The 18,598-nt window shown below is 43.0% G+C and carries 15 protein-coding genes and 1 tRNA gene; 14 read left to right on the plus strand and 2 right to left on the minus strand.

Translation table 11 applies throughout. The features are described 5' to 3' along the window. Nucleotides 1-6 precede the first annotated feature (6 nt). The 3 genes from ACTUJY_RS09730 to ACTUJY_RS09740 all read left to right on the plus strand — a co-directional run bounded on the left by ACTUJY_RS09730 (nt 7) and on the right by ACTUJY_RS09740 (nt 2,104). Entirely contained in the window at nt 7-867 is an 861-nt protein-coding gene (locus ACTUJY_RS09730; RefSeq protein ID WP_463615891.1) for an MBL fold metallo-hydrolase, read from the plus strand. An 86-nt stretch (nt 868-953) separates the two neighbouring features. After that, on the plus strand, nt 954-1,250 hold the full coding sequence (locus ACTUJY_RS09735; protein WP_463615892.1) for a late competence development ComFB family protein: 297 nt from the start codon (nt 954-956) through the stop codon (nt 1,248-1,250). A gap of 11 nt (nt 1,251-1,261) precedes the next feature. After that, a complete protein-coding gene (locus tag ACTUJY_RS09740) occupies nt 1,262-2,104 on the plus strand; it encodes an alpha/beta fold hydrolase (RefSeq protein WP_463615893.1) in 843 nt (280 codons plus the stop codon). A gap of 26 nt (nt 2,105-2,130) precedes the next feature. Here ACTUJY_RS09740 and ACTUJY_RS09745 read toward each other — a convergent pair whose 3' ends face one another. Then, nucleotides 2,131-2,928, minus strand: coding sequence for a response regulator (locus tag ACTUJY_RS09745; protein ID WP_463615894.1), 798 nt, complete (start codon nt 2,926-2,928; stop codon nt 2,131-2,133). A gap of 216 nt (nt 2,929-3,144) precedes the next feature. Between ACTUJY_RS09745 and fadD the strand changes: the two genes are divergently transcribed. The 11 genes from fadD to ACTUJY_RS09800 all read left to right on the plus strand — a co-directional run bounded on the left by fadD (nt 3,145) and on the right by ACTUJY_RS09800 (nt 16,533). Then, nucleotides 3,145-4,836 carry a long-chain-fatty-acid--CoA ligase FadD gene (gene fadD, locus ACTUJY_RS09750; protein ID WP_463615895.1) on the plus strand — a complete coding sequence of 564 codons (1,692 nt, stop codon included), beginning with the start codon at nt 3,145-3,147 and terminating at the stop codon, nt 4,834-4,836. Beyond that, on the plus strand, nt 4,833-5,972 hold the full coding sequence (locus tag ACTUJY_RS09755; RefSeq protein WP_463615896.1) for a ribonuclease D: 1,140 nt from the start codon (nt 4,833-4,835) through the stop codon (nt 5,970-5,972). The genes fadD and ACTUJY_RS09755 overlap by 4 nt, the downstream gene beginning before the upstream one ends. Nucleotides 5,973-5,984: 12 nt before the next feature. Beyond that, nucleotides 5,985-6,251, plus strand: coding sequence for a YcgL domain-containing protein (locus ACTUJY_RS09760; protein WP_463615897.1), 267 nt, complete (start codon nt 5,985-5,987; stop codon nt 6,249-6,251). Next, a complete protein-coding gene (locus tag ACTUJY_RS09765; RefSeq protein WP_463615898.1) occupies nt 6,248-6,916 on the plus strand; it encodes a fumarylacetoacetate hydrolase family protein in 669 nt (222 codons plus the stop codon). Before ACTUJY_RS09760 ends, ACTUJY_RS09765 begins: the two co-directional genes overlap by 4 nt. Next, nucleotides 6,909-7,388 (plus strand): YcgN family cysteine cluster protein, encoded by a 480-nt coding sequence (locus ACTUJY_RS09770; protein WP_463615899.1) that lies wholly within the window; start codon nt 6,909-6,911, stop codon nt 7,386-7,388. The genes ACTUJY_RS09765 and ACTUJY_RS09770 overlap by 8 nt, the downstream gene beginning before the upstream one ends. Before the next feature lie 143 nt (nt 7,389-7,531). Next, nucleotides 7,532-9,418, plus strand: a complete 1,887-nt coding sequence (locus ACTUJY_RS09775; protein ID WP_463615900.1) for a VWA domain-containing protein — start codon at nt 7,532-7,534, stop codon at nt 9,416-9,418. Next, nucleotides 9,418-10,275, plus strand: a complete 858-nt coding sequence (locus tag ACTUJY_RS09780; protein ID WP_463615901.1) for a hypothetical protein — start codon at nt 9,418-9,420, stop codon at nt 10,273-10,275. The genes ACTUJY_RS09775 and ACTUJY_RS09780 overlap by 1 nt, the downstream gene beginning before the upstream one ends. Nucleotides 10,276-10,682: 407 nt before the next feature. After that, nucleotides 10,683-10,759 (plus strand) — tRNA-Asp (locus ACTUJY_RS09785). A gap of 172 nt (nt 10,760-10,931) precedes the next feature. Continuing rightward, nucleotides 10,932-11,753, plus strand: coding sequence for a serine aminopeptidase domain-containing protein (locus tag ACTUJY_RS09790; protein ID WP_463615902.1), 822 nt, complete (start codon nt 10,932-10,934; stop codon nt 11,751-11,753). 217 nt (nt 11,754-11,970) lie between these two features. After that, complete coding sequence (hrpA, locus tag ACTUJY_RS09795) at nt 11,971-15,876, plus strand: ATP-dependent RNA helicase HrpA (RefSeq protein WP_463615903.1); 3,906 nt, start codon at nt 11,971-11,973, stop codon at nt 15,874-15,876. Nucleotides 15,877-16,074: 198 nt separating this feature from the next. After that, nucleotides 16,075-16,533 carry a hypothetical protein gene (locus tag ACTUJY_RS09800; protein ID WP_463615904.1) on the plus strand — a complete coding sequence of 153 codons (459 nt, stop codon included), beginning with the start codon at nt 16,075-16,077 and terminating at the stop codon, nt 16,531-16,533. Here ACTUJY_RS09800 and ACTUJY_RS09805 read toward each other — a convergent pair. Beyond that, on the minus strand, nt 16,530-18,524 hold the full coding sequence (locus tag ACTUJY_RS09805) for a TonB-dependent receptor plug domain-containing protein (protein ID WP_463615905.1): 1,995 nt from the start codon (nt 18,522-18,524) through the stop codon (nt 16,530-16,532). The genes ACTUJY_RS09800 and ACTUJY_RS09805 overlap by 4 nt on opposite strands. Nucleotides 18,525-18,598 lie beyond the last annotated feature (74 nt).

Below are 18,598 nucleotides of genomic sequence, written 5' to 3' on the forward strand. Positions count from 1 at the left end.
AAAGTAATGAGCAAAAAGCTTTTTTCAGTCATGGGTAATTCGCAAAAGTTAGACGGCGGAGCCATGTTCGGCAATGTACCGAAAGCAATGTGGCAGCAATGGGTTACAGTAGATGAGCAAAATCGCATTGACCTTTGTTGCCGAGCACTTTTGGTTCAAGAAGAGGGGCGTAATTTATTGTTCGAAACGGGCATTGGTGCTTTTTTTGAGCCCAAGCTTAAAGATCGCTTTGGTGTCATAGAGTCTAACCATGTGCTACTCGATTCTTTATCGAAGTTGGGGTTATCCGATAAAGATATTGATGTCGTTGTACTTTCGCATTTGCATTTTGATCATGCTGGTGGCTTGTTAAGCAGCTGGCAGGAAGGTCAATCACCAGAGCTTCTGTTTCCGAACGCAACTTATGTGGCCGGTAAAACACATTGGCAGCGAGCACTAAAACCTCATTATCGCGATCGCGCTTCCTTTTTACCGGAGCTCAATCAGTTGCTTCAAGATTCCGGACGACTGCATTTGGTTGACGGCAAAACGTGTGACCTGCTTGGTGAAGACTATCGATTTCATTACAGCGATGGTCATACGCCAGGTTTAATGATGACTGAAATAGAGACATCTCATGGCCCGGTTGTTTTTGTGGCGGACTTAATTCCAGGTACTCCCTGGGTGCATTTACCAATAACCATGGGTTACGATCGGTATCCGGAACATCTGATTGATGAAAAAAATTCGCTGCTTCAGCAGTTAAAAGATCGCAATGGCTGGCTTTATTTTACGCATGATCATAAGACAGCTTGCGCTCGCGTTTCTCAAAATGAAAAAGGCCGCTTCCAAACGGCTGAAGAGCAGCCTGAGCTGGTCGCCTGGTAACGGCAATTTTGATTGCCTATTGGCAAACTTGCGCATTTACTGTGCTGGTGTACATTTAAAGAAATGAACTAATCTGAGGAGTGTTCATGTATAAAGAAATGTATTACCACGACGATCTGGAAAATCTGGCAGAAGAAATTGTTTTTGAACAAATTCACCTGCTGATTGAAGAAGGGGCGCATGAGTTCAGTCATTCCGACGTTACGATTCAGGATGTTGCTGCCATTGCCTTAAACAACATGCCTGCGAAATACGTTTGCAGCTTTTTAGAAAAACGAAATCCTGGCCCCAGTCTTTTGGAAGAGGTACGCGATTTACGGCAATATGCGAAACGTCAGGTTTTAAAGGCAATCGATAAAGTGAATGCTCATCCTCACGACTAAACAATAGAACAGTGATTCGACATCAAATTAAACTGTGTGGTATTTGTTGTGCAGTGGAAGAAAGCGGCGCAATTGAAGGATACCCGCTTATTATGCTTCATGGCTGGCTGGATAATTTAGCCAGCTTTGATTCGCTCCGTGAATATCTATCTCAATATAGAGTGATTGTCGTTGATTTCCCAGGGCACGGACATTCTGATCATCTGCCAGAAGGCATGGCGTATCACTTTTTAGATTTAGTATACGTGATTCAGGATCTGGTCTCGCACTTTAAGTTAAACGAGTTTTATTTGCTGGGGCATTCAATGGGTGGTGCTGCTGCGACGTTATTTGCTTCTGTTTCGGAGTCAGTAAAAAAACTCATCTTATTGGAAGCTCTTGGGCCGCTTACGGTTTCAGCCGAAGGGACTTTTGAATTAATGCAAAAGTCAATTAAAGATCGAAAAGCACTGGTAAGCAAAAGGCGCAGTCTGTTTAAAAACGAGCAACAAGCCATCGCTATTCGCGCCAAGCATTCGCGTATGGATCCAGAGGTGATCGCTCCGGTTGTTAAACGAGGGCTTGAGGTTATCTCAGAAGGTTTTCGTTGGCGCAGTGATCCTCGTTTGACAGTGTCCAGTATTAATCGCTTAACAGAACAACAGTTGCAGCCTTTGATTGAGCAAATTAAGTGCCCGGTATTATTAGTGGAGGCGAAACAAGGGTTGTTTTCCGACAATGAGTTGGTTCAAGCAAGAAAAGAGCACTTTAAACAGTTACAAACGGAAGTGTTACCCGGTGGGCATCATGTCCACATGGAGCAACCCAAACAGACGGCCGAGTTAATTTTACGGTTTTTAGAAGCGGAACAATAACGGGCTGGAAAACACGCTCAAGCGCCTTAACTCATGATATTACTTAACAATTGTTTGACGTGTTGAGGCTCAAATGGCTTGTCACAAATTGCAGATACGCCGACTTGCTCTATATTATTCAGTACGGCTTTATTCTGTTCACTGGTCACCATAAGCACCGGAATGTGAGCGAGTAACTCATTATTTCGAATGTAGGCAACAAGTTCTTTTCCGTCGACTTCTGGCATATTGTAATCTGATATTATCAGGTCAAACGCGTTATTCTTCTCTAAAATATCGATGGCCGTTTTTCCGTCATCGGCTTCCACAAACTGTGTGACTCCAAGGCCGGCAAGTGTTTTGATGATGAATTTTCGAGCTAACGCACTGTCGTCAACGACCAGAACTCGTAAAGTGGTGGGATCGTAGTTTTCAAGGTCCAGTTCATCCAGTTCGAGAAACTGTAATGTATTTTTGAGGGCCGTTTCTAAAGCTTTAAAGTCAAAGGGTTTGGGTAGAATGGCAACCACGCCCGCTTGCTTGATAGGATCAATTCGACCAAATTGAATTTCGCTGGAAATCAACATGAAAGGCAACCCGCTATTCGCCAGTTTCTGCCGAATAAACTTAAGCAGCTCCAAAGCGGTCATGTCCTCGTAATACATACTGCTAATTACCAAATCTGGCTCGGTTTTACGCAAATAACTGACCGCTTCTTTACCATTTGCGGCTGTATCCACCTTTACCACACCCGCATCCGCAAGGTTGCTGAGAATGATTTTTTGTTGGGTCGAAGAGGGTTCAACCAGAAGCAGTGTTAAATCACTGATTTTAAGTCGAGACACTAGCCTTAACCGATTGTCATTGTGTAAATACAAGTTTAGGCTATGTCCTGTTTTGTGCCACAAATTGCTGATTTGATTATTGTTTATTCACTTAGTTTAGGTTTCACTAAAATTGGTCGGACAAGTGCTTTTCTAATGAATCTGCACCTGATAGCATTGCTGCACTATAAGAATTAACGTATCGGACCAGCAGAAGCCTGGTAACAGGAGTTGAGGATGGAAAAAGTCTGGCTTAAAAATTACCCCGAAGGGGTGTCTCCAGAAATCGATTTAACGCAGTATCAGTCGATTGTTGATATTTTTAATGAGAGTGTTGCGAAGTACTCTGACAGACCGGCATTTACTAACCTGGGTGTCACGTTATCGTTCGCCGATCTCGATCGTTTAAGTGCGCAGTTTGCCAGCTATTTGCAGCACACATTGAAGCTACCTAAAGGCTCTCGCGTAGCGATTATGATGCCCAACTTACTGCAATATCCCATTGCTATGTTTGGGGCACTTCGTGCAGGAATGACGGTGGTAAACGTCAATCCGCTTTACACACCGAGAGAATTGAAACACCAACTGAACGACTCGCAGTCTACAACCATTGTGATTGTCGAAAACTTTGCTCATACGCTGGAGCAAATCATTGGCGAAACCTCTGTTAAACACGTTGTTCTTACTGCGATTGGTGATTGTTGCCGTCCGATAAAGCGCTTTTTGGTAAACGCTGTGGTTCGTCATTTGAAGAAAATGGTGCCGGCTTATCAGCTCAATCAATTTACCTGGTTCAACGATGCATTGGAAAGTGGCGCGAAACAACCCTTTAATAAAGTCTCTGTCGTAGCCGATGATATTGCGTTTTTGCAATACACAGGAGGGACCACCGGTGTTGCCAAAGGGGCCATTCTGCTGCACAAGAATATGGTCGCCAATATTCAACAAGCTTCTGCTTGGTTAAATCCGTTGGTTAATGAAGGCGAAGAGATCATTATCACCGCTTTGCCGCTTTATCACATATTCTCGCTCACCGCGAACTGCATGACCTTTATGCGCTACGGTGGACTGAATGTGTTGATTACGAATCCTCGCGATATGAAAGGCTTTATAAAAGAACTGAAGAGTTTTAAGTTCACCGCGTTAACCGGTGTCAATACTTTATTTAATGGTTTATTGAATACCGAAGGTTTCGACAAGCTTGATTTTTCCCACTTAAAAATGACGTTAGGTGGTGGTATGGCGGTACAGGAAGCGGTAGCGAAAAAGTGGCAAGCGGTAACGGGTACGCCGCTGCTCGAAGCCTACGGCTTGACTGAAACTGCACCGGCGGTGACGATTAATCCAATGGACCTGAAGTCGTATAACGGCACCATTGGTTTACCGGTTCCATCAACTGAGGTTTCCATTCGAGATGAGCAAGGCAAAGAGCTTGGATTTAACGAACCGGGAGAGCTCTGGGTGCGCGGGCCACAAGTCATGGCGGGATACTTGGGCAGACCGGAAGAAACTGCAAAGGTATTATCCGATGATGGTTGGCTTTCGACAGGCGATATTGCCTGTGTGAATGAAGATGGCTTTTTGAAAATTGTTGATCGTAAAAAAGATATGATTTTGGTATCGGGTTTTAATGTTTACCCGAATGAAATCGAAGACGTTGTCGCGTCGCACCCAGGCGTCCTTGAAGTAGCGGCAGTCGGCGTACCTTCCGAGTCAAGCGGTGAAAAAGTGAAAATTTTCGTGGTTAAGAAAGACACCACCCTGACCGAAGATCAATTAATGTCATTCTGCAAAGAGAATTTAACCGGTTACAAGGTGCCGAAACTGGTTGAGTTTCGTGATGAGTTACCAAAGACCAATGTCGGTAAAATATTGCGCCGCGAACTTCGCGATGAACAACAAGATAAACAACAAAAGGTTGCCTCTTGACGCAAGAACATCCTTTTAATTGGGTTGAAACTTCAGACGAGTTGGAAGCATTAAGTAAAGGCTGGGTACAATGCCCGGCCTTATTTATGGACACTGAGTTTCACCGCGAAAAAACGTTTTATCCTCAATTAGCGTTAATTCAAATCAATGATGGTCACAAAATCTACTTGATTGAGCCCGAGCCTGCCCAATCAAGTACCGCTTTTAAGCAGTTGCTTGAAAACGACGGTGTACGCAAGGTTTTCCACTCCGCGTCGGAGGATTGTGAAGTACTTTATCGCCACCTTGGAGTGGAGCTTGTTAATCTTTGGGACACCCAAATAGCTGCATCGTACGCGGGGTTGGGCGCACACATAGGATATGCGGCTCTGGTTGAAAAGATGACTAAGGTGGCGTTGCCGAAAGGGTTGGCACGAACCGACTGGTTGCAACGTCCGTTATCAAATGATCAAATCAAATACGCGATTGACGATGTCGTTTATTTACAGCGGATTTATCAGGATGTGGGCCTGCATGACAATGCGTTAACCAACTGGATTCGACAAGATTGCCAGCAACTGGCCAAGCGGGTACATTTCTTAGATGAGGTCGATCTAGCTTATCAGGATGTTAAAAATGGATGGCAATTGAATGACGTACAATTGCAGCGTTTATATGAGTTAGCACGATGGCGAGATATTCGGGCGCGCGAATTGGACATTCCCAAAACGTTCATTGCGCGCAACGATGTGTTATTTACTCTTGCAAAAAAAGGCCTGATGAAAGGGCATCAATTGCCTAAAATTGAAAGTTGGCACCCGGCGGCAAAACGTCGTTACGGGGCAGAAATCATCAACCTATTGAGTTCGTTCGACAGCAATAAAACCCCGCCCATTTGCCCCTTATTAAGCCCTTCCTTTTGGCACAACTATACTCAGAAGATGCAATTGGCAAAAGCCGAGGTTGAAAAGGTTGCCGATAAGTTAGGAATAAAAAGCGATGTGTTATGCAGTAAAAAACTGATGCGCGGTTATGTGAAACACCTTTTAGGTCAATCAAGCCACCCGCCACGAAGTTGGACTGAATTGAGAGAATTGCATCTTGGTGATCCATTAAAGCGCATTTTCTGCGACAATAGCGATCTTTCAAGTTCTTAAATCCAAATCTCTATGTTGTGTTTTGTTTATCGCAGTCCAAAAAAGGACGAAATGTACCTTTATCTTCCGAAGCGAGATGACTTTAGCCAAGTTCCAGAAACCTTGTTAAAAGTGTTCGGTAAACCGGAGTTTGCATTGCAGGTTAATCTGGCCAAGCGTGATAAATTGGCACGCGAAGACATCAACCAGGTGAAGCAGCATTTGAGTGAGCAAGGTTTTTACCTTCAGATGCCACCACCAGCCGATTATCACCTTTCACCTGGAACCGCACCCCAATGATAAATTTTCAACACAAAGGTAAGGTGGCAAGCGGCATCAATACCGGAAAAGTGGTTTGTGTTGGCCGAAATTATGTGGCACATGCCAAGGAGCTCGGCAACGACATACCCAGTGAGCCGATACTTTTTCTTAAGCCCAGTACGGCTCTTACTCACTGGAATCATACTATTGGAATTCCGGTTGAGCGGGGTGAATGTCACCATGAGTTGGAGCTTGCGGTACTGGTCGGAAAAACGCTTAAGAACGCGAGTAAAGCGGATGTAGAGTCAGCGATTGCCGGAGTATCATTGGCTATCGACTTGACATTGCGTGATGTCCAATCAGTGGCAAAGTCAAAAGGTTATCCATGGGAAATGGCAAAGTCTTTTGATGACTCTTGTCCGATTGCAGAGTGGTATCCGTTACCCTCTGTCGACTGGTTAAAACGAGCCGAGCTTACATTTAAAGTGAATCATCAAGTACGACAGAAGGCGAGCACTGATCTCATGATTTGGCCAGTGTTGGATTTATTGGTTTATATTTCTCGGTATTTTACTTTGCAGCCCGGAGATGTGGTGTTAACGGGTACTCCAGCAGGTGTTGGACCTTTAAATGTAGGTGATCACGTCAGTGCACAACTGGATAACTTTCTTTCTTTGGATTCTCGAGTGATGGCTAATGACTGAAGCTTTTTGGAAAACAACCGCACTGGATGACATGACAGAAGAGCAGTGGGAAAGTCTGTGCGATGGTTGCGGTAAATGTTGCGTTTATAAAATTGAAGACGACGATGAGGTGTTGTACCAAACCGATGTGGCTTGTCGTTACTTTGATCAATCCAGTTGCCGGTGTACCCAGTATCAGCGTCGGTTTGAGTTGGTTCCTGATTGTATTCAGGTAACGCCTGAAGGCGCCCGAAAATACGAGTGGCTGCCGAACACCTGTGCTTATAAACTGCTAGCGCAGGGCCGTGATTTACCGGAATGGCACCCATTGGTTTCGGGTGACCCGGAATCCGTGCATCGAGCTAACCGTTCGGCACGTGGTAAAGTGATACTTGAGAACCAAGCGGGTGAGCTTGAAGATCATGTGATCGCTATATTAATCCCAGAGGATCCAGATTCGGACCCTTTATCAGAGATCGAACCTGAGGAGTAATTTTCACTTAGGTTGAATTATTTCCTGAGTAAAACAACCTCGATATTTTGTGACATACATCCTCGATCTATTAAAGCAATTTCTTGATTTATAAGCTAAACTTCTGAAATCAACCTGTTTTATCGATGGATTTAGGTGAGTTCATGTTGCGGGAAAGAGCCATAAAAAAACTAAAGCTCAAAATCCTGGTTGCTCTACTGGGATTATGTACCCTGATACTTCATTCGGCACAATCGTACTCAGCGGAAGCGCAAAAGCGCTCCGATGTACGTGTATTGATCGACATATCCGGCAGTATGAAGAAAAATGACCCTGCCAATTTACGCATTCCTGCACTCAGAATCATCACTAATTTGATGCCCAAGGGTTCAGACTCCGGGGTTTGGGCATTTGGGCGATATGTGAATATGTTGGTGCCATTAAAAACGGTGGATGAAGCTTGGCAAGCCAACGCCAACGCAGCAGCCGGTAAAATAAATTCAGCAGGGCTCTTTACCAATATTGGCGATGCTATGGCTAAGTCCTCGTGGGATTGGAACCGGCCGGATGATTCCGAGTCCCGCAGTATGATTCTGCTCACCGATGGTATGGTGGATATATCCAAAGATCCTCAAAAAAATGCAGCCGAGCGTGAGCGCATTTTAAACGATATTTTACCTCGCCTAAAATCGGCAGGTGTTACGATTCATACCATTGCGTTATCCAATGAAGCTGACAAAGAATTATTAAGTACTTTAGCGAATCAGACTGATGGTTGGTTTCAGGCGGTAACGAACGCGGAAGATCTGCAAAAGGTATTTCTCAAGATATTTGAACAAGCAACTCCACGTGACAGCTTACCGCTGGAAAATAACCGGTTTAAAGTAGATGCCAGTGTTGAAGAAATGACTTTACTGGTATTTAGAGAAACAGGCAGTGGCAGTGCCAAACTCATTAGCCCGACTCGGCAGTTGTTAGAAAGTACCACCAAACAGCCCAATTTACGTTGGTTTTCGAGTAAAGCCTACGATCTCATTACCATTACTCAACCAGAGCCCGGTGATTGGCAAATTGAAGCGGCCATCGATCCGGACAATCGAGTCATGGTAGTCAGTAAATTGGGATTGGCTGTGGAAAATATTCCTAATAATGTATTAGCGAATGAACAAATTAAGTACGCGGTGCAACTGTTGGAAGAAGGAAAGGTGATTACTAAACCCGACTTTTTAAACCTGGTGGATGCGCGTTTGGAGACTAAATACAAAGGTAAAGGCAATGTAACACCTCTGTTAAAAGACACCAACTCAGGAACTTTTCAGCAAGTATTTTATGCTGGGAACGAAGACGGCGTGTTAGAAATAAAGCTGGTTGTTAAGAGCCCGACGTTTGAGCGCAGCCGAACGCACGCTGTCAATATATATGGCAATCCTGTTCAGTCTGATTTGCAAATGTCGTTTTCGGAAAACGAGCCGCATGTTATTCATTTAAGAGTCGCGGAAGAGGTGGTTGATCTTTCCAGTCTGAAAGTGACCGGTGAAATACAATACCCTGACGACACCAGTCAATTTGTTGTATTGGAAAACTGGAGTGAGTCTGCGTCCATTGAAGTTCGTCAATTTCCAGAAGGTGGTCCGTTTAAAGTCATACTAAAGGCTGAAGGAAAATCACCTACCGGTCGTGCGTTTACCAGCGAACTTGCTCCAATTGAGTTTGAAACCGATCCGTTGCCTGGGTTTGGTAAACTGGAAGAACCCGTCCAAGAAGAGCCTGAGCCCGTACAAGAAGAACCCGAACCAGTTGTGCAAGCGCCGGAAAAACAACCCGAACCAAAACCAACTGAACCAGTTGTAACGACAGAGCCAACGCCAAAGAAAGCCATTAATTGGACACTTTGGCTGTCTGTTGGGTTTGGCGCAAATCTGCTGCTCATTGTGTTAGGTTGGTTTATTTGGCGAACAATTCGAAAGCGTTCGTTGGCCAATTCGGAGTCTTTGGCGCAGGAACTGTTCGAAAATGATATTGAAAATGATTCAGCAGGAGAAAAAGAGTAATGAATGAATCATTGATCACTTGGCTTTTTATTCTGGAAATATTATTTCCATTTATTTTGCTTTCGATCATTTTGATTGTCGTGTTGATGCGTAACAAGTCTCGTTATAAAGAGGCAATGCGGGAATTAATCATTAATGTTAAAGATAACGAAGCCGTACAACTCGAAGCTGTACAGCGCTATTTGCACGAAAAACTCGGATTTGATGAAAGTGAAACCGAAAAGTTAGCGGCGGACATCATTAAAGAGCGTAAGTTTTTCTTTCGTACGTTTGTCAGCAGTGTTTTGAATAAGGATGTAGAGAACCTGGCTACACTCGATGAAGAGCTGTCGAGAATTACTGAAAAATATCATGAGTTAAAGCCTGTCGCATCTGCGGAGGCTGCCGAAGCTGTTGAGTCGGTCGATTCGAGCGGTTTGCAAAGTGAAATTGAAGCGAAAGAGGCTAAAATTGAAGAGCTCAAACAAGAAAATAAAAGCCTGAAACAGGAAGTACACATCACTCTGACAACTTTAAACAATATTTTTGCAGAATATTCATCCATGTTTGGTGAAGAGGTTGCGAAAAAGGATATGTCAGTAGAACAGATACTGACTGCAATGGAGTCTTTTTCCAGTCCGAAAGAAGAGTTACCCGACAAAGAGCCGTTGGATATTTCTCAACCACAACAAGATGATGAGACCGCTGCCGATCTTGAGCTCGAAGATGATGATGAGTCAGAAGAAGGCTCTCCACTTGATGATATGCCTCTCGAAGATGTGTCGGCTCATGATGGTGAAGAGGGTGGAGAGGAGCCCAGTTGGGAAGATGCTTTTGCTGAATCGGGCGATGAAATAGAAAAAGACGATAAACAATAACTCAGTGCTGCAGTTAAAATTAAACTCGACTCTGTACGGCAGCGGCTTTATTTTGCCTGCCATTTAAGTGCTTACTGTAAAACAGTGACTAAAAGTCGTGAGTGGAAAGAGTATTGAAGGGCGAGTAGGGACTTTACGCTTTTCTTGAAAAAGGCGAACAACCCTAGAGGCTTAAGTTGAAATCATTTTCGGCTTTTTGGTGAACAAGAGGTAAAATCAGTGCTGAACTTTCAGCCATGGAGTTATTATCTTGAATTCAGTTTTTTTATTCGCAAGCGATTGAAGTTTAAGCAAATTGAATGCAATTTATCCGTTTGGTTTTAAATCCAAAATTTTTTAAAAAAGTTTGTTGACAGCCCAGGGGCGTATCCGTATTATAGCGCCCACCTCGCAAGGGGTACCCAAGCGGAGCGGTAGTTCAGCTGGTTAGAATACCGGCCTGTCACGCCGGGGGTCGCGGGTTCGAGTCCCGTCCGCTCCGCCATTTTCCTTTCATGATCAATCATTTGTCTTAATCGAATCACACGATAAATAACACGTTTACGTGCCTGTACTATTCTTAAATAATTAATTTATCAACTTGATATCTCGTTGATTTTGCGCGACTATTCATCTTAAAACAGCCCGAACAAAGCAATAACTAGAGCGAGAAGATTATGAAAAGACTTGCGGTTGCTATCATTCACGGAATGAGTACCGAAGATCAACACTATTCCGTAGAACTCAAGCACAGAATTATTGAAGAGTATGTCGCTGGCGGTGAAGGGCGCCTGGAAGATGATCTCATGTTTAAAGAGATTTATTGGGCGGATGCAATTAAAGACGAGCTGTCGGCATTTTATAGCAGCATCAACTATAAAAACGATTTAGCGTACGAGGGTACGCGTAAAATGTTTATTGATTACCTCGGTTCCGGACTCGCTTACCATAAAGGCTCAAGGCTGTACTCCAAGGTACAAAATCGAGTGGCCGATTCATTACGTGAATTTGCAGGACATCGCCGGGTAAATGAAGAGAAAACACCGCTAATTGTTTTGGCGCACTCCTTCGGTAGCATTATTATGCAGGATTACATTCGGAAGATGCGAAGTGAAGCTCAAAAGCTTTCTAATTTTGAAGCGATGCGGACGATGGTAGGCTTAGTAACTTTTGGTAGTCCGTTAGCGATTTATGTACGGCATCACGAAGAGTTGCATGAACCCGTTAAAGTTGCAGGCGATGCTTTACCCGAAGATTTTGCAGCACGCGCAAAGTGGCTGAACTTTTACGATAAAGACGACATTGTCGCTTATCCATTAAAAGGTATAAACGATGCGTATAAAAGTGCGGTATTTGGGGACTACGAAATTAATGTCGGTAGCGCTGCGACTTCTTGGAATCCTGCGTGCCATAATGGTTACTGGGAAGATAAAGATTTTATCAAGCCTGTATCTAAGTTTTTAGGTGAAGTACTGGCAAAACACGAAATTTGGGATTAATTGTTATTTAATCGGCTTGTTAGAAACAGGCCGTGAATAATATTTTGTCGCCTCTAAAGAATATTTCTACATCGCTTTACCAATAACGACTATTGGGTTCGGTAGAAGTCTACTTTAGAGGCGATTTTACTTTTCAGTGTTAAACTTTAAATTGAGTTTGTTTTTCCATCGTACTTAGCAAATAGAAAGAAAATATTATCAGTACCCAAAAAAAATCATGACTTCTGTTCCCCATCTTGAAATTCAAACCTGTTTAACGAAAGATGCCGGCCGATTACTTTCTTTGCGTCGTAAAATTCATCAGTTGCAACGCCAAAAGAAAAATGCGGATTCGCTGTTTGTCAAATACACTCAATTACTCGAACAATCACAACAGCAAATCGAAGAAAGACAATCTCTTTGCCCAAAAGTCGAGTATCCACCGCAACTACCCGTCAGTGAAGCCGTCGATGATATTATTGAGTTGATTAAAAATAATCAGGTTGTCGTATTAGCGGGTGAAACCGGAAGCGGAAAAACCACACAATTACCTAAAATTTGTTTACAAGCCGGTCTAGGAATTCGAGGCCAAATTGGTCATACGCAACCAAGGCGCGTTGCTGCGACGTCTGTCGCTGCACGTATTGCAGAAGAGATGAACTGTCAATTAGGTGAACAGGTGGGTGTGTCTGTTCGTTTTCACGAGAGAACTTCCGACGCTGGATATGTCAAAGTTATGACCGATGGAATGCTGCTTTCTGAAATGCAAAAGGATCCATTTTTAAGTCACTATGAGGCCATAATTGTTGACGAAGCGCATGAGCGCAGTATCAATATTGATTTTTTATTAGGCTTATTAAAGCGACTGATTGAAAAGCGGAAAGACTTAAAACTGATCATTACGTCGGCTACCATTGACCTTGAACGGTTTTCCAAATTTTTTAACGATGCTCCTGTAATCACCGTAGAAGGCCGAACTTATCCAGTCGAAATTCGTTATTGCCCTCCAGAGGTGGAGCACATTCCGCACGGTGAAAATCCTGAGCTATGGCAGATAAATCAAGCTGTCCTGGATGCGAGTAAAGAAGGGATGGGTGATATTCTAATTTTCTTGCCTGGCGAAGGTGAAATTCGGCAAACCGCAAAGCAGTTGCGAAAGTTAAACTTGCCCAGTACATATATATTACCGCTCTATGCGCGTTTAAGTATCGCTGAACAACAAAAAGTTTTTAAACCTTTAGCCGGTCGAAAAATTGTTTTGGCGACTAATGTTGCAGAAACATCGCTTACGGTTCCGGGTATTCGTTTTGTGATTGATCCCGGTACAGCCAGAATCAGTCGTTTCAGCATGCGCAGCAAAATTCAGCGTTTACAGGTTGAAAAAATATCCAAGGCCAGTGCTAATCAGCGAGCGGGTCGTTGTGGGCGAGTTTCTTCTGGCATTTGCTATCGGCTTTATTCAGAAGAAGACTTTCTGGCAAGAGCTGAATTTACACTTCCAGAAATTAAACGAACCAATTTGGCTTCGGTTATTTTGCAGATGAAGCTGATAGGCGTTGAACAGCCTGAAAAATTCCCGTTTATAGAGTCTGCTGAAGAAAAGCATTGGCGCGATGGTCTTAATCTTTTATTTGAGTTAGGAGCCATTGACAAAGATTATCGATTAACGGACCTTGGCAAAAATATCGCTCGTGTGCCTGTCGATCCTAAACTTGCGACGCTGCTGTTTTCAGCAAGTGAAAGCGCACTGCAAGAAATGTTAGTGATTGCCAGTCTTTATAGTGTTCGTGATCCACGAGAAAGGCCTCACGATAAAGCACAAAAAGCGGATCAGGCTCACGCACAATGGAACGATAAGAAATCCGATTTTATCACGTTTTTAAATTTGTGGAATGAATTACACAAAACACAGGAAGCACTTTCAAATAAAGCGTTTAAAGATTATTGTTTTGAGCATTTTATTAATTTTGTTGCTTGGCTCGAGTGGCGAAATACCTATCGACAATTGAAACAAGTCATGCAACAAGCAGGATATAAAGTGAATAAAGCGCCGGCTGACTATGAGCAAATTCATCGAGCCCTGATCCCAGCAATGTTAGGGAATTTATTAACTCGTACCACCGATACCCATTTTCAAGGTGCACGAAATGCTAAAGTGTATATTCATCCTTCTTCGGTTAACTTTAAGAATAAAGCGCAATGGATGATTGCTGCGGAATTAATAGAAACTGGAAAGTTGTACGCAAGAGCAACCGCACCGATTGAAGCAGAATGGATTGAACCCGTTGCGGAGCATTTGGCAAAAGTGACTTATCTTGATGCTCATTGGCGGAAAAAGAAAGGTGAAGCCTGCGCGTATTTGCAAAAATCTATATACGGGTTGGTTTATGTACACAATCGATTGGTCGGATACAGCCAGCAGGAGCCAGAGTTAAGTCGACAATGGCTCATAGAAAAAGGACTCATTGATGGTGAGTTGGTGACTCGAGCGCCTTTTCATCAAGCGAATCAAAAGCTATTGAATGAATATCGGGATGAGGAAACTCGTCAAAGACGAGCTGATATTTTAAAGAGTGAAGAAGAGCTGGTTGAATTTTTTCAGAAGCGACTACCCGAATACATTGTCAATCAAAAGCAGATGGAACGGTGGCTTAAGTCAAAATGGAAAGAGCGTAACCAAATTCTAACCTTTACCGAAGCGGACGTATTGAATCCGGAAACAACGCTGGATGAGAAAGCCTTTCCAAAAGCGCTTTGGGTTAGAGATTGTGAGTTGCAGTTAGAGTACCGGTTTGAGCCAGGCCATAGGGATGATGGTGTTTCGGTATGTCTACCATTACCCATGCTGAAACAATTTAAAACTGCTGATTTTGAGTGGCTGGTGCCAGGCTTATTACAGGAAAAGATTCTTTGTTCGATAAAAGCGTTACCCAAAAGCGTACGTAAAAATTTTATTCCAGCTCCTGAGTATGCCAGTGCTTGTTATCAGCGATTGTCCGATCGATGGGGGCAGGGTGATTTTTATCGAGAACTCGCCACCGTGCTTTATCAGATTTCCGGTAAAGAAGTGGATATTTCGTATTGGCGTGAACTTGAGTTACCCGCGCACCTCACTCCAAATTTTAAAGTGTTTAATGATGGAAAACAGCCCATCAAAAAAGGACGAGATCTATCGGTGTTGCAAGCAGAGCTCGCAGGCAAGATAAAAAGAGCATTGGAGCAAAGAGTTGCTCCAATTGTGGAAACGAAAAGTCAAAGCGATCGTAAGAAAAATGATTCTCCATATCGGTTAACGGAGTGGCCAGAAGGGCTGAACTTTAGACTCGAATTAACTGCGCAAAATAAACAACAAAAAACAAGGTTGCTGCAAGCACTGGAGGATAAAAAACAATGGGTAGAAGCAAAAGGTTGTGAATCGAAATATCAGGCAGAGTTGATTCATCAAAAAGGTGTGTGTCGATTGCTCGTGTTGTCGGTCGATAAAAAAGTAAAGTACTTTACTCGATCCTGGCAACAACGCAAGGAACTCCAAAAACTATCAACATTTCTCGATGGTTATCCGGCTTTGGTTGAAGAAGTAGCCATGTCTTTGGCGCTGAGCTTTTTACCAAAAGAACCGGTAGAAAAAGAACAGGCGTTTAAAGCCATTGCGCTTCAATTTGATCAAGTGTTTAATTCTAAAATGAACGAGTGGTTGACCTTAATTTTACAACTGCTAAAACAAACTCAGTCCATCAGTAAACAGGTTTATGAGAAGGTAGAGCCCAAGTTTCTACATTCTTATTTAGATATTCGTGAACAACTCGACTTTCTTTGGCAAAAAGAAGCGCTTTACCGTAACGGTATCGCACGGCTTAACGATTATAGCCGCTACTTAACAGCGTTGGATAAACGTTTAGAGCGAATGGCGATTAATTTTCCGCGAGAAGAGCAAAGCCTAAAGCGCTACAAAGCGATTGAAAATCGAGTAAGAAAGCTGCCTGTGTCAGAGCATAATCGGAGTTACAGCGAAGCTCTAGCCGAACTTCACTGGATGTTGCAAGAGTTGAGGATTTCATTGTTCGCTCAAGGCATCAAGACCGCTTATCCTATTTCAGAGAAAAGAATTGAAAAACAAATAGATAGCTTAAAGTATTTAGAGTGAACTTTAATTTTAGCTCCTAACCAGTATGAAATAATTGGTCAAACCACCACCAATTTGTGTTAACTGTATGGCAAATTGAATATCTCTTGGTTGGATTATCAGCTAGACTTGATAGTATAAATCTCGAAGTTAGAGTTGTGGTTTGATTCTATGAGTGCATTAAGTAGTCAATACAACGCATTCATATCACGGAAGTTAATGAGTGCAGTGATTCTGGTCATCGTATTAGCGACGGCCAATTCGCGTGCTGAAGACGCCGAAAATGCGTTTTCCGAAATGTTTACTGAAAATAGCGCCTCGACCAATGCCTTTGTAAACTCTATTTTATTCACTCCTCAGGAACTTAATCATCGGATTACTCACTCAGCGGCTATTTCGTTACCTCTTAATGGTCGTTACGGAGTTGAGTACGCAATTACCAAGCATGAAAATTACAGTGATATGATTGCCTTTTCACTTTTAAGTCACTACGACATCAGTGAGCAAAGTGCTAATCGATATTCGTTCGCTAAACCTTTAATATTTCGAATCACAATCAAAGGTTACAGTCTATTTAGTTCAGAGCAAGGGCGAGCCGAGTTCTTTTCTTTCGATAAAGTCATTGAAAAAGAACTGCGAAAACCTCGTTTTTTAATGTCGCTTGCTAAGCACTTTTAAAATTGTACAGCCAAACTGATAAAGACACTGCGCGGGGAGCGAGCAGGTAGGGTATTAATTTGTCGACCTGCAAATTCGGGGTGATGAACGTTTTCATCGAGCAGGTTATAAACGTAAAAATTTAATCGGAAATCGTCGTTATCGCCGATTCGAAAGAAAGGTGTCATTCGCCATTTAATATTCAAAGTCATTAAATGGTAAGCATCAGCCTCCTGATTGACATTTTGCACGGAAGAGTTTCGGATTACTGTAGGCGGAGCGTCAAAAACGTAATTATTGAATAATCCGAAAATCCAACGGTCTTCGTTAGCCTTGAAAATAATACCCACCTTAATCATTTCATTGGGCACCAGCGTGTAATCTTCAATGTTTTGGTTATTATGATTTTTTTGTTTGGAATAGCTGGCCAAAACAGACCACTGACTATTTAAATATCCCTTATAATCCATTTCAAAACCCTTGGAGCTTAGTGTTCCCTGATTGACAAAGTCCAACACATTATCGGGTGCTCGTTCTCGGCCAATGAGTTCTTTCATTTCGCTTTTAAAATAAGCCCATTCAAAAAAGTGTTGAACTGATTGATATCGAATGCTCAATTCCTGTGTCGAAACGGACTCAGGATTTAGGTTTGGGTTACCACGCAGTCCACCTCGAATGCTTCCGTCAGGGTTGTAAAGAATTAAGTCAAAATTAGTTTCGACACCAAATGCAGCACGAAAAGCTTTACCGTATGAATACTTCGCTAACCAAACATCACTTAATTGATAATTCAGATTAAGCCGAGGTGTCATATGATTGTTACTTTCCTGTCGATAGAATTGAATACCTATGGTCGTTTGTAATTTATTGGATATGTCAGCGGAAATTTGACTGAAGTATTCGTACCACATTCCGCTAAAACTTTTAACCGGCGCAGAGGCTAAGCCTGCTTTTGAGTTGACATCCTGATGCCAAGCTGTGATTCCATTGACCCAAAGTAATGATGGATAAAGCTGGAGATAACTGGTTACTTCTGCAAAGGTGTCAACGGCGAGGGTTTGGTAGTTGTAATGATCGAAAGTCATGGTTGCATAGCTAATATTAAAGTCGAACTCATGTTGTTCAGAGAGTTTTGTTCGAGTACCCAGGTTGCTGAAGAAACGATCCGAGTGCATTTCGCGTTGATCAAGAGGGGTTGTACCGCTCCAATTCGTCGATGCACCCATAAAGTCGTATTCACTTTCTAAATACAATGATTGCCATCGCCAGTCACGCCAGTGATAGTCTAACCAGAGTCCTGTATTTTCTTTTCCTGCTCTAAAGCTGTTGAGTTCACCACTGGAATCCGTTGCGGCAAAACGCCAACCGCGCTCTTCCTGATACAATAACCCGGCGGTTAATTGGTGCTCTTCAAACCATTGATGACCAACGGCTCTAAACTGGCGATGTTGATGACTTCCTCCTTGTATGAACAGGTAACTTAAAGCTTCTTCTGATTGATGGGTAATAATATTAATGACTGCAGAAAATGCATTGGTTCCGTAAAGTACCGAGCCCGGCCCGCGAATTATTTCAAGACGATCAATCACATCGATGGGAAAAGCATTGTATATCGGAAAGTTGACACCGCCAGAATAGCTTTCCCGTACAGGGCGACCATTGATTAGTATTAAGACATGGTTATCGGCATGACTTTGCAAATCGCCTCTGACCACCGCAACATTTTGTTGAAAGAAAAATGAACCGGTCATATAAAAGCTGCTCACGCGCTCTAGCACTTCAAAGAGATTGTTGGCGCCAAACTGTTTTATTTCTCGAGCCGTGATCACTGAAACCAGAGAAGAGGCTTGGCCTAAAGGTTGTGGAACTTTAGCGGCCGTTGAAACCTTTATTTTCAAAAGCTCTTCGAAGCTCATATCAAATAAAGATCGGCCTTGGTCATCTTCCGCTGACAAAAGGTTTGCAAAGAGTAATGCAATGACAAATTTGCCGCACCTAATGAGAGAGGACATCAAGATTCTACCCAATGGTTTTGTGCACGCATTCGGTTTCCATCGCATTTACGCTGCCAAAGCTAATTATAGAA

It is taken from the genome of Pleionea sp. WD8-19 (assembly GCF_055326765.1).

Bases quoted from the DNA above. Each gene is read 5' to 3' on its own strand.
- ACTUJY_RS09735 (WP_463615892.1), top strand. From the start codon at position 954: ATGTATAAAGAAATGTATTACCACGACGATCTGGAAAATCTGGCAGAA.
- ACTUJY_RS09805 (WP_463615905.1), bottom strand. From the start codon at position 18,524: ATGTCCTCTCTCATTAGGTGCGGCAAATTTGTCATTGCATTACTCTTT.
- ACTUJY_RS09780 (WP_463615901.1), top strand. From the start codon at position 9,418: ATGAATGAATCATTGATCACTTGGCTTTTTATTCTGGAAATATTATTT.
- ACTUJY_RS09800 (WP_463615904.1), top strand. From the start codon at position 16,075: ATGAGTGCAGTGATTCTGGTCATCGTATTAGCGACGGCCAATTCGCGT.
- ACTUJY_RS09790 (WP_463615902.1), top strand. From the start codon at position 10,932: ATGAAAAGACTTGCGGTTGCTATCATTCACGGAATGAGTACCGAAGAT.
- fadD (WP_463615895.1), top strand. From the start codon at position 3,145: ATGGAAAAAGTCTGGCTTAAAAATTACCCCGAAGGGGTGTCTCCAGAA.
- ACTUJY_RS09775 (WP_463615900.1), top strand. From the start codon at position 7,532: ATGTTGCGGGAAAGAGCCATAAAAAAACTAAAGCTCAAAATCCTGGTT.
- ACTUJY_RS09730 (WP_463615891.1), top strand. From the start codon at position 7: ATGAGCAAAAAGCTTTTTTCAGTCATGGGTAATTCGCAAAAGTTAGAC.
- ACTUJY_RS09760 (WP_463615897.1), top strand. From the start codon at position 5,985: ATGTTGTGTTTTGTTTATCGCAGTCCAAAAAAGGACGAAATGTACCTT.
- ACTUJY_RS09765 (WP_463615898.1), top strand. From the start codon at position 6,248: ATGATAAATTTTCAACACAAAGGTAAGGTGGCAAGCGGCATCAATACC.
- hrpA (WP_463615903.1), top strand. From the start codon at position 11,971: ATGACTTCTGTTCCCCATCTTGAAATTCAAACCTGTTTAACGAAAGAT.
- ACTUJY_RS09770 (WP_463615899.1), top strand. From the start codon at position 6,909: ATGACTGAAGCTTTTTGGAAAACAACCGCACTGGATGACATGACAGAA.